Below are 14292 nucleotides of genomic sequence, written 5' to 3'. Positions count from 1 at the left end.
CTGAGCGCAGCGAGTTCGAGCTCGACCCCGGCTGGACCGAGCACCGCAGCTTGCCCCGCAGCGCAGCGCAGGGGACGCAGACAGCGGGGTCGCCTTTTCTTTGCTTACTTTCTTTTGGCGAAGCAAAAGAAAGTGAGTAGCTGCCGGGCTACCCCCGGCCAGCAGGCCCACGCACCACGACAAAATTCAAGCCAAGCACCGAGAGGTCAAAAATGAACCTCTCCGAACCCTTTGTAAGAAGACCGGTCGCCACCGTCCTGCTGACCATGGGCCTCGCCTTGGCCGGCATAGGTGCCTTCTTCGTGTTGCCAGTCTCGCCGCTGCCGCAGGTGGACTTCCCCGTCATTTCGGTCAGCGCTTCACTGCCCGGCGCCAGCCCCGAAACCATGGCCACCAGTGTGGCCACGCCGCTGGAACGACGCCTGGGCGTGATCTCCGGCGTCAACGAAATGACGTCGAACAGCAGCAATGGCTCGACCCGTGTCAGCCTGCAGTTTGAGCTGAATCGCAACATCGATGCCGCGGCACGTGAGGTGCAGGCCGCCATCAATGCCTCGCGCGCCGACCTGCCAGCCACCTTGCGCAGCAACCCGACTTACCGCAAGGCGAATCCGGCTTCGGCGCCGGTGATCATCCTGGCACTCACGTCCAAAACGCGTACGCCGGGACAGATCTACGACGAAGTGTCGAACGTGGTGCAGCAAAAAATCGCGCAAGTGCCGGGTGTCGGCGATGTGGAGCTGGGCGGCGGTTCCTTGCCTGCCGTGCGTGTCGAGTTGCTTCCGTTTGCGCTGAACCGATATGGCGTCAGCATGGAAGACGTGCGGGCCGCCCTGCAGGCCTCGAATGCCAACCGGCCCAAGGGCGCGATTGAAGGCAACGGCCAGCGCCTGCAGATTTATTCGGGCGCCAACACCGCCACGGGCGGGCTCAAGGCGGCCGATTACCGCGGCCTCGTCGTGGCCTGGCGCAACGGCGCGGCCATCCGGCTGGCCGACGTGGCCGAGGTGGTGGACGGTGTTGAAAACATCAACACCCTGGGTCTCTTCAATGGCAGCCCGGCCGTCATCGTGCTGGTGACACGCCAGCCCGGTGCCAATGTGATTGAAACCGTGGACGGCGTGCGTGCGCTGCTGCCGGAGCTGCAGGCCCAGTTGCCACAAGACGTACAGCTGCAGGTCGCCTCCGACAGCACCAACTCGATACGCGCATCGCTGCATGAAATTGAAGTCACGCTGCTGATCTCGATTGTGCTGGTGGTGCTGGTGGTCAGCGCTTTTTTACGCAGCGCGCGGGCCACCGTCATTCCTGCCGTGGCCACCGTGGTGTCGCTGCTGGGCACCTTCGGCGTGATGTATTTGCTGGGTTTTAGCCTGAACAACCTGAGCCTGATGGCGCTCACCGTTGCGACCGGTTTTGTGGTGGACGACGCCATCGTGGTGCTGGAAAACACCAGCCGCCATATTGAAGCCGGCATGGACCGTTTCAAGGCGGCGCTGCTGGGCGCGCGCGAGGTCGGGTTCACGGTGTTGTCCATCAGCCTCTCGCTGGTGGCAGTGTTTATTCCGCTGCTGTTCATGGCGGGCCAGACCGGCCGGCTGTTCCGCGAGTTTGCCGTCACGCTGTCCGTGGCGGTGCTGATTTCACTGGTGATTTCACTGACCACCACCCCCATGATGTGCGCCTGGCTGCTCAAGCCGGGCAGCCACAACACCCCGCCCGGCCGCGTGGCCCGCTGGTTTGAGAATGCCTTCAAACGTGTACTCCGCGCTTATGAAGTGGCGCTGGACTGGGCGCTGGCCAGCAAGCTGCTGGTGATGCTGATCCTGCTGGCCGTCATTGGGCTCAATGTTTACCTTTTCATAAAGGCGCCCAAGGGCTTCTTCCCGCAGCAGGATACCGGCCAGATCAACGGCGGCCTGAGTGCCGACCGCAGCATCTCCTTCCAGGCCATGCAGGGCAAACTCAAGCAACTGGTGGACATCATTCGCGCCGACCCGGCGGTGGACACCGTGGTCGGATTTACCGGGGGCTCACGGGCGGGCGGCGGCTTCATGTTCATCAACCTGAAACCGGTCGCGCAGCGCACCGACTCCGGCCAGGCGGTGATCACGCGCCTGCGTCCGCAACTGGCCCAGGTCACGGGTGTCACCCTGTTTCTGAACACCGTGCAAGACCTGCGCGGCGGTGGCCGCCAGAGCAACTCGACCTACCAGTACACCCTCAAGAGCGACAGCGCCAGCGACCTGAAGGCCTGGGCCACACGGCTGGCCGACCAGATGAAATTACAGGGCGTGCTGGTCGACGTGGACACCGACCAGCAGGAAAATGGCGTCGAAACCATGGTCACCGTGGACAAGGACAGCGCGGCGCGCCTGGGCATCAGCTCGCGCGACGTGAACAACGCGCTGTACAACGGCTTCGGCCAGCGCCAGGTCGCCACCATTTATGCCGAACTGAACCAGTACCACGTGGTCATGGAAGTGGCGCCCCGTTTTATCCGCAGCCCCGAGTCGCTCAAGGACATCTACATCCCGGCCAAAGGCGGCAGCGGCACGACACTGGCCACGCCGGCAACGGCGACGACAACCACCCTCTCGGTCAACCCGGCCCTGCGTGACCCGTCGACCGGCCAGGCGCTGAGTTCCTCGGCCACCACCATGGTGCCGCTGTCAGCCATTGCGCGTTTTAGCGAAAACCCCAAGGCCGCATCGATCAGCCACCAGGACGGCGAACTGGCCACCACCATTTCCTACAACCTGGCCGAGGGTGCCACCATCAGCGATGGCCAGGACGCCGTCAGGCAGGCGGAGGCGGACATCCGCCTGCCCAACAATGTGCGCGGCAGCTTTCAGGGCACGGCGCGCAATGCCCAGCAATCGCAGCAGGAACAACCCATGCTGATCCTGGCCGCGCTGGTGGTGATTTACATCGTGCTCGGCATTCTTTATGAAAGCCTGGTCCACCCCATCACCGTGCTCTCCACCCTGCCCTCGGCTGGGGTGGGTGCGGTGCTGGCACTGCTGCTGTTCAAGATGGATTTTTCCATCATCGCGCTGATCGGGGTATTCCTGCTGATCGGCATCGTCAAGAAAAACGCCATCCTGATCATCGACTTTGCGATTGAAGCCGAACGCGCACGCGGCCTGACGGCGATGGAAGCGGTGCGTGAAGCCTGCCTGCTGCGTTTCCGGCCCATCCTGATGACCACCATGGCCGCCATCCTGGGCGCCCTGCCGCTGGCCATCGGGTTTGGCGAAGGCGCCGAGTTACGCAAGCCGCTGGGCATCGCCATCATTGGCGGCTTGATCGCCAGCCAGTTGCTGACCCTGCTGACCACACCCGTTGTTTATGTGCTGATGGACAAGCTGCGCCGCCGCAGCCCCTACGAGCGTCAGTTGAGCCATCATCCCGACGAACTGCAAACCGGGTAAATCTATGAACGAGTCCATGCATTTCACTTTTTCGGTAAGACCTCCCCATACCTTGCTGGCCATCGCCGCGCTGGCCTTGCTGGTCAGCGGCTGTGTCGTCGGCCCCAAGTACGAGCTGCCAAGCACGCCCGAAGTCAGCGCTTTCAAGGAAGCCGAAGGCTGGGTGCCCGCCGCCCCCGCCGACACGCTAGAGCGCGGCCCTTGGTGGTCGCTGTTTGGCGACCCGATGCTGGACGAGCTGGCTTCGCGCGTCGAGGTGTCCAACCAGAACGTGGCCCTGGCCGTGGGCGCCTATGCCCAGGCCCGCGCACTGGTGCGTGAGCAGCGTGCCTCGCTGTTCCCCTCCGTGACGCTCAATGGCGGCGCCACGCGCGCGCGTAGCAGCGGCAACCTCAGTACCGGCGTGGCCGGCCGCACCGGCAACAACTACCAGCTCAGCATAGGCGGTAGTTGGGAGCCCGATGTCTGGGGCCGCTTGGGCCGGGCGGTGGACGGCGCCACGGCAGGCGCCCAGGCCAGCGCGGCCGACCTGGCCTCGGCCAAACTGTCAGCGCAGGGCGAACTGGCGACCAACTACCTGTCCTTGCGCCAGACCGACATCCAGCAGGCCTTGATCCAAAGCACCAACGAAGGTTACACACGCGCACTGGAGATCACACAAAACCGCTACACCGCCGGCATTGCCGCCAAAACCGATGTGTTGCAGGCACAAACCCAGCTGGCCAATGGCCAGGCCACCGCCGTCGGTTTGCAGCGTCAGCGTGCCCAGCTCGAACATGCGATTGCCGTGCTGGTCGGCGAAGCGCCCGGCAATTTCAGCTTGCCGCCGCTTGCGGCCTGGAAGCCGGTGGTGCCGGACATTCCCGTGGGTGTGCCCTCCACCCTGCTGCAGCGCCGCCCCGACATCGCGGGTGCGGAACGCCGCGTGGCCTCGGCCAACGAGCAGATCGGCATTGCCAAAAGCGCTTATTTCCCCAGCATCAACCTGAGCGCCTCGGGCGGCTCGGGTGCCAGCCGTGTGGCCGACCTGTTCAAGATAGGCAGCAACGTCTGGTCGCTGGGTCTGTCGGCCGCGCAACTGGTGTTTGATGCCGGTGCCACCGGCGCGCGGGTTGAAGGTGCCGAAGCCGGCCGGGATCAGGCGGTCGCGCGTTACCGCCAAGCCGTGCTGGCCGCCTTCCAGGACGTGGAAGACCAGCTGTCCGCCACCCGCGTGCTGCTGGCCCAGCAGGAACTCCGGCGCCAGGCCTCGGAAGCCGCCGATCTGGTCGAGCAGCAATTGCTCAACCGCTACCGCAGCGGCCAGGTCAGCTACACCGAAGTCATCAGCGCGCAAGCCACCGCACTCAGCGCCCGCAGCGCCCTGGCACAAGCCTTGTCAGACCGGCAGACCACGGCCGTGGTGCTGATTCAGTCGCTGGGGGGTGGCTGGCAGGTGGGGAAATAAGCCCGCCGCCACAAGCGCTCCTCTTTTGATAGCTTCTTGCGCCCGTATTGATTGGGCTAGAGGCCTATTTCATTAAAATTCCAGGGCATCCAGGCCTACACCGGCGCCAGCGGCCGATGCGGCGGCCGTGGCAGCGCGACGCGAATGGCATCACCCGCCCTCACCTCGCCCCCCGTCAACACCACCCCCATCACCCCGGCCTTGCGTACAAGCTGGCCCGTGCTGTCACGCGCCAGCACGGCGGCCATCAGGCCTTGCTGGAAATGATCCAGCTGGCTACAGGGGTTGCGCAGCCCGGTGACTTCCACGATGGCCGTCTGGCCCAAGTGCAGGCGCGTGCCTGTGGGCAGGGCCAGCAGGTCCAGGCCACGCGTGCTGAAGTTTTCGCCCAAATCGCCGGGCCGCACGGCAAAACCAGCGGCCAGCAGTTCATCGAACAGTTCGGTGTGCAACAGGTGAACCTGTCGCAGATTGGGCTGGCTGGGATCACGCGCCACGCGCGAGCGGTGCTGGACTGTCACACCCGAATGGGCGTCGCCCGACACGCCCAAACCGGCGACCAGGCGGATGGCCTCTTCGGCGAACTTGCTGAAGCTGTGGCCACTGCTGCGGTGGACCGCAACAACCGTGGCCGTGGCCGCAACACTGGTCATTAACCGACCTTCACCGCCTCAACCAGACGCTCCGCACAAGCCCGCGCCAGCGAGGCCTCACGCGCTTCCACCATCACCCGCAGCAAGGGCTCCGTGCCGCTGGCACGAATCAGCACACGGCCGTTGTCGCCCAGTTCGGTCTGCACGGCCTGGGTCTCCGATGCCAGCAAGGCGCTGCGGGCCCAATCCTGTCCCGGCTTGAGGCGGACGTTGATAAGGGTTTGCGGAAACAGCGTCACCTCGGCCAGCAGTTGGGCCAAGGTTTTGCCGCTGCGCACACAAGCCTGCAAGACCTGCAGCGCGCTGATCAGGCCGTCGCCGGTGCTGTGTTTGTCCAGCGCCAGCAGGTGGCCCGAACCTTCGCCGCCCAGCAGCCAGCCTTTTTTCTCAAGCTCTTCAAGCACATAACGGTCGCCGACTTTGGCGCGCACAAACTCGACACCCCTGGCTTTCAGGGCGACTTCGACCGCCATGTTGGTCATCAACGTGCCGACAGCGCCTGGCACTTTTTCGCCGCGTGCCAGCCGCTCGGCCACCATCAGGTACAAGACCTCGTCGCCATTGAAAAGGCGGCCGTCGGCGTCCACCATCTGCAGACGGTCGGCGTCGCCGTCCAGGGCAATGCCGTAATCCGCCTGGTGGGCCTTGACGGCGTCAATCAAGGCCTCAGGGTGCGTGGCACCGACCTCATGATTGATGTTCAACCCATCGGGCGAGCAGCCAATGGCAACGACCTCGGCGCCCAACTCATGAAACACCATGGGGGCAATCTGGTAGGCCGCGCCATGGGCGCCATCGACGACAATTTTCAGGCCCTTGAGCGTCAGGTCATGGGCGAATGTGCTTTTGCAAAATTCGATGTAACGCCCGGCCGCATCGTCCAGGCGGCGGGTCTTGCCCAGTGTGGCCGAGTCGGCCCACACGGGTTCTTCCTCCAGCGCGGCTTCCACGGCCAGCTCCCAGGCATCGTCCAGCTTGGTGCCCTGGGCACTGAAAAACTTGATGCCGTTGTCGGCAAAGGCATTGTGGCTGGCGCTGATCACCACGCCCAGGCTGGCACGCTGGGCCCGCGTGAGGTAGGCCACACCCGGCGTGGGCAGCGGGCCCAGCAGCACCACGTCCACGCCGGCGGAATTAAAACCCGACTCGAGCGCGCTTTCCAGCATGTAGCCGGAAATACGTGTGTCTTTGCCAATCAGCACCGTGGGCCGGGCTTCGGTCTTTTTCAGAACGCGGCCAACCGCATGGGCCAGGCGCAGCACAAAGTCGGGGGTAATCGGCGCCTGCCCCACCGTGCCGCGAATGCCGTCGGTGCCAAAGTATTTTCTGGTCATTGTGGTTGTCCCTTGAGTTGTCTTATTTTTGATTCGTGAATTTTAGGGCGAGTCCATGTTGACTCTACCGGGGGCTTCAGAAGTTCGATTCTCGGGATGCAGGGCAAGGCGCCCGGCGCGCAGGAACCGGAATGCACGTCGGTGCATGAGGATTCCGAGCACCGCCGAACACCAGGTGTTCGCTTGCGCTCCGTGCCGCCATGCGCCCGAGCATCGGATTTATGGCGTCCCCGAGGCGGCCGACCAGACCTTGAGGGCTTGCACGGTCTCCCGCACATCGTGCACACGCACAATACGCGCGCCTCTGTCCACCGCGAGCACGGCCGCTGTGACGCTGGGCACCATGCGGTTCGTCACGTCCAGCGGGGCCACGTTGGCCAATGAGCTGCTGCTGACAGCCGCCAGTGATGACTTGCGCGACCAGCCGGCCAGCAGCGGATAACCGGCCGCCAGCAATTCGCGCTGGCGCGCCAGCAAGGCAAAATTCTGCGCCACGGTTTTGCCAAAGCCAATACCCGGGTCCAGCACGATGCGGCTGGCGGCCACACCCAGCGCCTGCAGGTCCTTGGCGACCTGTTCAAGAAATAACAACACCTGCGGCACCACATCACCGTCCATGGGCGCGGCCTGCATGGTCTGCGGCTCGCGGTGCATATGCATCAGGCAGACACCACAAGCCGGGTGCGCCGCCACGATGGCCGCAGCGCCGGGCTGGCGCAAGGCCCAGATGTCATTGACGATGTCGGCGCCCAGGTCCAGCACGGCGGCCATGACTTGCGGCTTGTAGGTGTCCACCGAAACCGGCACACCCAGGGTTGCTGCATGGCGTACCACCGGCAATACACGCGCCAGTTCTTCCTCCAGCGGCACCGGTGGCGCGCCCGGGCGGGTCGACTCCCCGCCTATGTCCAGCATGTCCGCGCCGTCCTTGATCAGCTGCTCGCAATGTGCAAACGCGGCGCGCTGAGCACCGCCTTCAGAGAAATATTTGCCGCCGTCTGAAAACGAATCAGGCGTGACATTGACGATGCCCATGACACGAGCTTGGCTAAGGTCAATTTGAAAGCGGGAGGTTTGCCAGATCATTCCATGCTCCTGAAGCAAGGCCAAAGAAAAACCGGGGACTTGCCCCGGTTGTGATGTATTCAGAAGGTATCAGGCCGCAGTGGGCGCCGGATCGGTACTGACCGCCGGGGTGCCCCCACTGGGGTCGCTGCCGCCCACCGAGGGGTTGCGCGGTGTCCAGTCTTTGGGCGGACGTGGCTCCTTGCCGGCAATGATGTCGTCGAGCTGGTCGCCGTCGATGGTCTCCCACTCGAGCAGGGCCTTGGCCATCGCGTGGATCTTTTCCTGGTTGTCCTCAATCAGCTTGCGCGCCTCGGCGTACTGCTGGTCAATGATGCGACGCACTTCTTCGTCGACCTTTTTCAGGGTCGACTCGCTCATGTTGTTGGTTTTGGTCACCGAACGACCCAGGAACACTTCGCCTTCGTTTTCGGCATAGACCATGGGGCCCAGCGCCTCGCTCATGCCATAACGTGTGACCATGTCCCTGGCCAGCGCCGTGGCGCGTTCAAAGTCGTTGCTGGCACCTGTCGTCATCTGGTGCATAAAAACTTCTTCGGCAATACGGCCACCAAACAACATGCTGATCTGACTCAGCATGTACTCGCGGTCATAGCTGTAGCGGTCTTGCGCCGGCAGGCTCATGGTCACACCCAGGGCACGGCCGCGCGGGATGATGGTGACCTTGTGCACCGGGTCGCACTTGGGAAGCATCTTGCCGAGCAAGGCGTGGCCGGACTCATGGTAGGCCGTGTTGCGACGCTCTTCTTCGGGCATGACCATGCTCTTGCGCTCGGGGCCCATCAGGATCTTGTCCTTGGCTTTTTCGAAGTCCTGCATCTCGACGGTGCGTGCACTGCGGCGCGCGGCCATCAAGGCGGCTTCGTTGCACAGGTTGGCCAGATCGGCGCCGGACATACCTGGCGTGCCGCGGGCGATCACCAGCGGGCTGACGTCCTGGCCCAAGGGGACTTTACGCATGTGCACATTGAGAATCTGCTCGCGGCCGCGGATGTCGGGCAGCGTCACATAAACCTGGCGGTCGAAACGGCCGGGGCGCAGCAAGGCAGCGTCCAGAATGTCGGGACGGTTGGTGGCAGCCACCACAATCACGCCGACATTGGTTTCAAAACCATCCATCTCGACCAGCATCTGGTTGAGTGTCTGTTCACGTTCGTCATTGCCACCGCCCAGGCCGGCGCCACGCTGGCGGCCGACGGCGTCGATTTCATCGATAAAGATGATGCAGGGTGCGTTTTTCTTGGCGTTGTCGAACATGTCGCGAACGCGGGAAGCGCCCACACCGACGAACATCTCAACGAAGTCGGAACCGGAAATCGAGAAGAAAGGCACCTTGGCTTCACCGGCAATACTCTTGGCGAGCAGGGTTTTACCGGTGCCCGGAGGGCCGACCAGCAAGAGGCCGCGCGGAATACGTCCGCCCAGTTTCTGGAACTTGGTCGGGTCCTTCAGGAAATCGACAACTTCCTTGACCTCTTCCTTGGCCTCGTCGCAACCGGCCACGTCAGCAAAGGTCACGGGATTGGTGGATTCGTCGAGCAGGCGCGCCTTGGACTTGCCGAAGCTGAACGCGCCGCCTTTGCCGCCGCCCTGCATTTGCCGCATGAAATAAATCCACACACCAATCAGCAACAACATCGGGCCCCAGCTGACCAGCAAGGTCATGAGCAAGGAGCCTTCTTCACGGGGTTTGACGTCGAATTTCACGTCATTGGCGATCAGGTCGCCGACCAAGCCGCGGTCCAGGTAGGTTGCGGTGGTGCGGATTTTGCGGTCATCGGTGGTGACGGCAGCGATTTCCGTGCCGCCCTGGCCTTCAGCGATGGTCGCGGACTTGATGCGTTTGCCACGCACCTCTTCCAGGAAATCGGAATAACCCAGGTAATTGGTACCAGCGCCCGCGCGTGTATCAAATTGCTTGAAAACGGTGAACAGCACCATGGCGATCACCAGCCAGATTGCAATTTTGGAAAACCACTGATTGTTCAAGGATGACTCCGATAGAGGAACAAAAGGCACATGCGCCTGATTTTAGGCGTTTCAAGGGCGATAACCGTCAAAACGGCAGCGGACATCCCTTGGTTTAAAGCGGGATTGCAGATTTTTATTGCTTCAGTCCGCTGAATCAGGCGTTTTGGACGTGGTTTTCAGGCCTATGCCCACCAGAAAGGTTTCCGACGAGTTGGAGCGCGAGGCCTTGGGTTTGACCGGCTTGACCACCTTGAAAGTGTCCTTGAACAGCTTGACCAGCGGGCTGTAAGCACCGCCATGAAACAGCTTGGCCACCAGCGCCCCCTCGGGTTTGAGGTGGCTTACGGCAAATTCCACGGCCAATTCCACCAAATGCGCCACGCGGGCCGCGTCGGCCGAGTCGATGCCCGACAGATTCGGAGCCATGTCGGAGATCACCACATCCACCTTGGTAAAGCCCCGGTCAGCACCCAAGGTCTGCTCCAATTGCTGCAAAACCTCGGGCTCGCGAAAATCGCCCTGGATAAAAACCACCCCTTCGATCGGCTCCATGGGCAGGATGTCCAGCGCCACGATACGCCCGTTCAGCGCGCCGGCAGCGGCGCCCGCAGGCGAGAGTTTGCGGCGGGCATATTGGCTCCAGGCGCCGGGCACACTGCCCAGGTCCACCACGCAATGGCCGGGTTTGATCAGGCCAAAAGTGTCGTCAATCTCCTTGAGTTTGTAGGCCGCCCTCGCCCGATAACCTTCTCTTTTTGCGAGTTTCACATAGGTATCGTTCACGTGGTCGTTTAACCACGCTCTATTGACCTTTTTGCTTTTTATATTTACTTTCATGCCTGTATTGTCCTCTCACCGATAATCAGGGCATGGCTCAAATACTACTTACCCCCGCCCAGCGCAAAGATCACCGCGCCGATGCGCACCATCTGGACGCTGTTGTGATGATCGGCTCAGACGGCCTGACCGCTGCCGTTACGAAGGAAATCGACGCCGCGCTGAAGGCCCACGGACTGATCAAAGTCCGCGTGCAGTCTGACGATCGCGCCGGTCGCGAGGCGATTTTCCAGACCGTGACCACCGAGCTGAACGCCGCCCCCATCCAGCACATCGGCAAGTTGCTGGTGATGTGGCGGCCCATGCCCCCCAAGGAAAAAAAGATTAACGAAGACCGCATGGCTGCCCCGCGCGATGTGAAAGTGCTGAAAAACAGCTCGCGTTACGGCCAGCGCCCCGAGGTCAAAATCCTGCGCGTGCTGGGCAACCAGCGCCTGACACCGGGCGGCACCGTCAAACGCGCCAAAAAGCCCAGGCTGCAAAGTCTCAAGAAACGGTCGCAGGACTAAACCCCTGTTCGCACCGGGCAAACGCCGGGCTTTCCCGGCGTTTGTGTCTCATTTTTCCTGTCTCTTTAGATTTGGCGTCACCGCCCACAGCTAACAGCCATGACCTCACAGAACCCGCTGCTCGACTTTTCCGACCTTCCCCTGTTTGACCGCATCCAGCCGGCGCATGTCGGCCCCGCGGTTGATGTTTTGCTGGCAGAGGCCGAAAAAGCCCTGGAGCAGGTCACCGCGCCAGCATTTCCGGCGCGCTGGGCTGACATCGCCGGGGTGCTGGACATCGCCACCGAGAACCTGAGCCGCGCCTGGGGCGCCGTCAGCCACCTCAACAGCGTGGCCGACACACCCGAGTTGCGCGCCGCCTATAACGCGGCCCTGCCCCGTGTCACCGAGTTCTGGACCCGCCTGGGCGCCGACGAGCGGCTGTACGCCAAATACAAGGCCATTGACGTCGCCACCTTGAACGCCGAACAACGCCAGGCGCATAAAAACGCCGTGCGCAACTTTGTGTTGTCAGGGGCCGAGCTGGTGGGCGCCGCCAAGGAGCGTTTTGCGGCCATCCAGGAGCGCCAGGCCGAACTGAGCCAGAAGTTCAGCGAAAACGCGCTGGACGCGACCGATGCTTACGCTTATTACGCGACCGACAGCGAACTGGCCGGCGTGCCGACCGATGTGATTCAAACCGCCCGCGCGCAGGCCCTGGCCGAAGGCAAAGACGGCTACAAGCTGACGCTGAAAATGCCCAGCTATCTGCCAGTCATGCAGTTTGCGGGCAGCTCGGTCCTGCGCGAAACCTTGTACAAGGCCTACAGCACCCGCGCGAGCGACCAGGCGCCCGCAGAATTCAGCAAGTTTGACAACACAGCCGTGATGCAGGAAATCCTGGCGCTGCGCCTGGAAGAAGCGCAGTTGCTGGGTTATCGCAATTTCGGCGAAGTGTCAGTGGTGGCCAAGATGGCCGACTCGCCCGAACAAGTCATCAGTTTTCTGCACGACCTGGGCCGGCGTGCCAAGCCTTATGGCATCAAGGACGTGGCCGACCTGCGCGAATTCGCCGCCCAGCAACTGGACCTGGCCGACCCGCAGCCTTGGGACTTCGCCTACATCGGCGAAAAACTCAAGGAAGCGCGTTACGCCTTCAGCGAGCAGGAAGTCAAAGAATATTTCACCGCGCCCAAGGTGCTGGCAGGCCTGTTCAAGATTGTCGAGACCCTGTTTGAGGTGGCGATACGCCCCGACACCGCCCCGGTGTGGAAGCCCGGCGTCGAGTTCTACCGCATCGAGCGCGACGGACTACTGGTCGGCCAGTTTTACCTGGACCAGCCGGCCCGCACCGGCAAACGCGGCGGCGCCTGGATGGACGACGTGCGCGCGCGCTGGTTGCGACCCGACACCGGCAAGCTGCAAACGCCCGTGGCGCACCTGGTCTGCAATTTCGCCGACGGTGTGGGCGGCAAACCCGCGCTGCTGACACATGACGACGTGACCACCCTGTTCCATGAGTTCGGCCACGGCCTGCACCACATGCTCACGCAGGTCAACGAGCGCGATGTCTCGGGTATCAGCGGCGTCGAGTGGGACGCGGTCGAGTTGCCCAGCCAGTTCATGGAAAACTTCTGCTGGGAATGGGAGGTGCTCAAACACATGACCGCCCACGTGGACACAGGCGCAGCGCTGCCGCGCGCGCTGTTCGACAAGATGCTGGCCGCCAAGAATTTCCAGAGCGGCATGCAGACCTTGCGCCAGATCGAGTTTTCGCTGTTCGACATGTTGCTGCACACGCAGTACCAACCCGGCGACGACGTGATGGTCTTGCTCAACCAGGTGCGCAAGGACTACGCGCTGATCACGCCGCCAGCCTACAGCCGCACGGCACACACCTTCAGCCACATTTTTTCCGGCGGTTACGCGGCCGGTTATTACAGCTACAAATGGGCGGAAGTGCTCTCGGCCGACGCCTACGCAGCCTTCGAGGAGAGTGCGAAAAACACCACAGTGGCAGGCCAAAACGCCGATGTAGACACCGCGCCCAGTACGGTCATGGTCGAAACTGGCAGAAAATACCGCCAGGCCATTCTGGAAGCGGGCGGCAGCCGGCCGGCGATGGAGTCGTTCAAGGCTTTCCGTGGCCGCGAACCAACCATCGACGCGCTGCTGCGCCACCAGGGCATGGTCTGAGCCCGACTTTGGAGCACGCATGACATCGACCGCTATCAAATTTGCAGCTAGCAGCGCCCTTCTGGCGCTGGCTACAGGCCTATTTTCTTCTGTAGCCCAGGCCCAGCCGGTGTACCGCATCGTGGGCCCCGACGGCAAGGTCACCTTCTCTGACCAGCCGCCGCCGGCTGCCACCAACGCCAAAGTCACCTCAGGGTCTGCTGACGGCAGCAAAGGGGGCGCCAGCGCGTCCCTGCCTTTTGAACTGCGCAAGGTCGCCGGCCAGTACCCGGTGACCCTCTACACCGGCGACAACTGCGGCCCCTGCACCTCGGCCAAGTCCATGCTGAGCGCCCGCGGCATTCCCTTCGCAGAAAAAACCGTCAAGACCTTTGAAGACACACAGGCGTTGCAGCGTTTGAGCGGCGACAGCTCGTTGCCGTTTTTGACCATAGGCAGCCAGCAGCTCAAGGGTTTCTCGGACGCGGAATGGACGCAGTTTCTCGATGCTGCCGGTTACCCCAAATCGTCGGTGCTGCCGGCCAGCTACCGCCAGGCGGCAGCAACCCCCCTGGTCACGCTCAATGTCCCGGCGGTCGCGCGCAATGACGGTGCAACACGGTCTGCAGAACCAGCGGCAACACCTGTCGCGCCGCCGCCCAGCGCGAACAATCCCTCCGGCATTCGTTTCTAGGCCCTCGCTCGGTATCACGCGGCATTGGCGGCTTGCCTCTGGCAGTAGGTCGGACTCCCCACTCCCACCCCTAACCCCTTACAGGGACTTCCCACGTAGTCAAGCATTGTTCGTGATAAGTTTTCCTTGGTGACGGTTTTCTTGCTTTGTCGTGAAATTGATGGTGCGAGGCA

The 14292-nt window shown here is 62.6% G+C and carries 10 protein-coding genes; 5 read left to right on the top strand and 5 right to left on the bottom strand.

What is annotated here, in order from left to right; translation table 11 throughout:
* Window positions 1-212 precede the first annotated feature (212 nt).
* Window positions 213-3434 carry an efflux RND transporter permease subunit gene (locus tag R6254_RS20430; RefSeq protein ID WP_318409523.1) on the top strand — a complete coding sequence of 1074 codons (3222 nt, stop codon included), beginning with the start codon at window positions 213-215 and terminating at the stop codon, window positions 3432-3434.
* Between the two features lie 16 nt (window positions 3435-3450).
* On the top strand, window positions 3451-4881 hold the full coding sequence (locus R6254_RS20425) for an efflux transporter outer membrane subunit (protein ID WP_318409522.1): 1431 nt from the start codon (window positions 3451-3453) through the stop codon (window positions 4879-4881).
* 95 nt (window positions 4882-4976) lie between these two features.
* On the opposite strand, the gene R6254_RS20420 is transcribed toward R6254_RS20425, so the two are convergent.
* The 5 genes from R6254_RS20420 to R6254_RS20400 all read right to left on the bottom strand — a co-directional run bounded on the left by R6254_RS20420 (window position 4977) and on the right by R6254_RS20400 (window position 10762).
* A complete protein-coding gene (locus R6254_RS20420) occupies window positions 4977-5534 on the bottom strand; it encodes an MOSC domain-containing protein (RefSeq protein WP_318409521.1) in 558 nt (185 codons plus the stop codon).
* Entirely contained in the window at window positions 5534-6868 is a 1335-nt protein-coding gene (gene glmM / locus R6254_RS20415) for a phosphoglucosamine mutase (protein ID WP_318409520.1), read from the bottom strand. The genes R6254_RS20420 and glmM overlap by 1 nt, the downstream gene beginning before the upstream one ends.
* A 219-nt stretch (window positions 6869-7087) precedes the next feature.
* Complete coding sequence (folP, locus tag R6254_RS20410) at window positions 7088-7954, bottom strand: dihydropteroate synthase (RefSeq protein WP_318409519.1); 867 nt, start codon at window positions 7952-7954, stop codon at window positions 7088-7090.
* Between the two features lie 69 nt (window positions 7955-8023).
* Complete coding sequence (gene ftsH, locus R6254_RS20405; RefSeq protein ID WP_318409518.1) at window positions 8024-9943, bottom strand: ATP-dependent zinc metalloprotease FtsH; 1920 nt, start codon at window positions 9941-9943, stop codon at window positions 8024-8026.
* Window positions 9944-10066: 123 nt separating this feature from the next.
* Window positions 10067-10762 (bottom strand): RlmE family RNA methyltransferase, encoded by a 696-nt coding sequence (locus R6254_RS20400; RefSeq protein ID WP_318409517.1) that lies wholly within the window; start codon window positions 10760-10762, stop codon window positions 10067-10069.
* A 32-nt stretch (window positions 10763-10794) separates the two neighbouring features.
* On the opposite strand from R6254_RS20400, the gene R6254_RS20395 reads away from it, so the two are divergent.
* From R6254_RS20395 to R6254_RS20385, 3 genes are all read left to right on the top strand, one after another.
* The gene (locus R6254_RS20395; RefSeq protein WP_318409516.1) at window positions 10795-11271 is read left to right on the top strand and encodes a YhbY family RNA-binding protein; all 477 of its coding nucleotides are present in this window, start codon (window positions 10795-10797) and stop codon (window positions 11269-11271) included.
* A gap of 99 nt (window positions 11272-11370) precedes the next feature.
* Complete coding sequence (locus R6254_RS20390; protein WP_318409515.1) at window positions 11371-13446, top strand: M3 family metallopeptidase; 2076 nt, start codon at window positions 11371-11373, stop codon at window positions 13444-13446.
* 19 nt (window positions 13447-13465) lie between these two features.
* Complete coding sequence (locus tag R6254_RS20385) at window positions 13466-14119, top strand: glutaredoxin family protein (protein ID WP_318409514.1); 654 nt, start codon at window positions 13466-13468, stop codon at window positions 14117-14119.
* The last annotated feature ends 173 nt before the right edge of the window (window positions 14120-14292 follow it).

Origin of the sequence: Polaromonas potterensis, assembly GCF_033446725.1 — a bacterium.
Taxonomy (GTDB): Bacteria; Pseudomonadota; Gammaproteobacteria; order Burkholderiales; family Burkholderiaceae_C; genus Polaromonas.
The sequence above is the reverse complement of the archived record's forward strand: the minus strand, read 5'-3'. Positions and strand labels throughout refer to the sequence as shown.

Coding starts and splice junctions, on each gene's coding strand:
- folP (WP_318409519.1), bottom strand. CDS start 7,954: ATGATCTGGCAAACCTCCCGCTTTCAAATTGACCTTAGCCAAGCTCGT.
- R6254_RS20425 (WP_318409522.1), top strand. CDS start 3,451: ATGCATTTCACTTTTTCGGTAAGACCTCCCCATACCTTGCTGGCCATC.
- R6254_RS20420 (WP_318409521.1), bottom strand. CDS start 5,534: ATGACCAGTGTTGCGGCCACGGCCACGGTTGTTGCGGTCCACCGCAGC.
- R6254_RS20430 (WP_318409523.1), top strand. CDS start 213: ATGAACCTCTCCGAACCCTTTGTAAGAAGACCGGTCGCCACCGTCCTG.
- R6254_RS20390 (WP_318409515.1), top strand. CDS start 11,371: ATGACCTCACAGAACCCGCTGCTCGACTTTTCCGACCTTCCCCTGTTT.
- R6254_RS20395 (WP_318409516.1), top strand. CDS start 10,795: ATGGCTCAAATACTACTTACCCCCGCCCAGCGCAAAGATCACCGCGCC.
- R6254_RS20385 (WP_318409514.1), top strand. CDS start 13,466: ATGACATCGACCGCTATCAAATTTGCAGCTAGCAGCGCCCTTCTGGCG.
- glmM (WP_318409520.1), bottom strand. CDS start 6,868: ATGACCAGAAAATACTTTGGCACCGACGGCATTCGCGGCACGGTGGGG.
- R6254_RS20400 (WP_318409517.1), bottom strand. CDS start 10,762: ATGAAAGTAAATATAAAAAGCAAAAAGGTCAATAGAGCGTGGTTAAAC.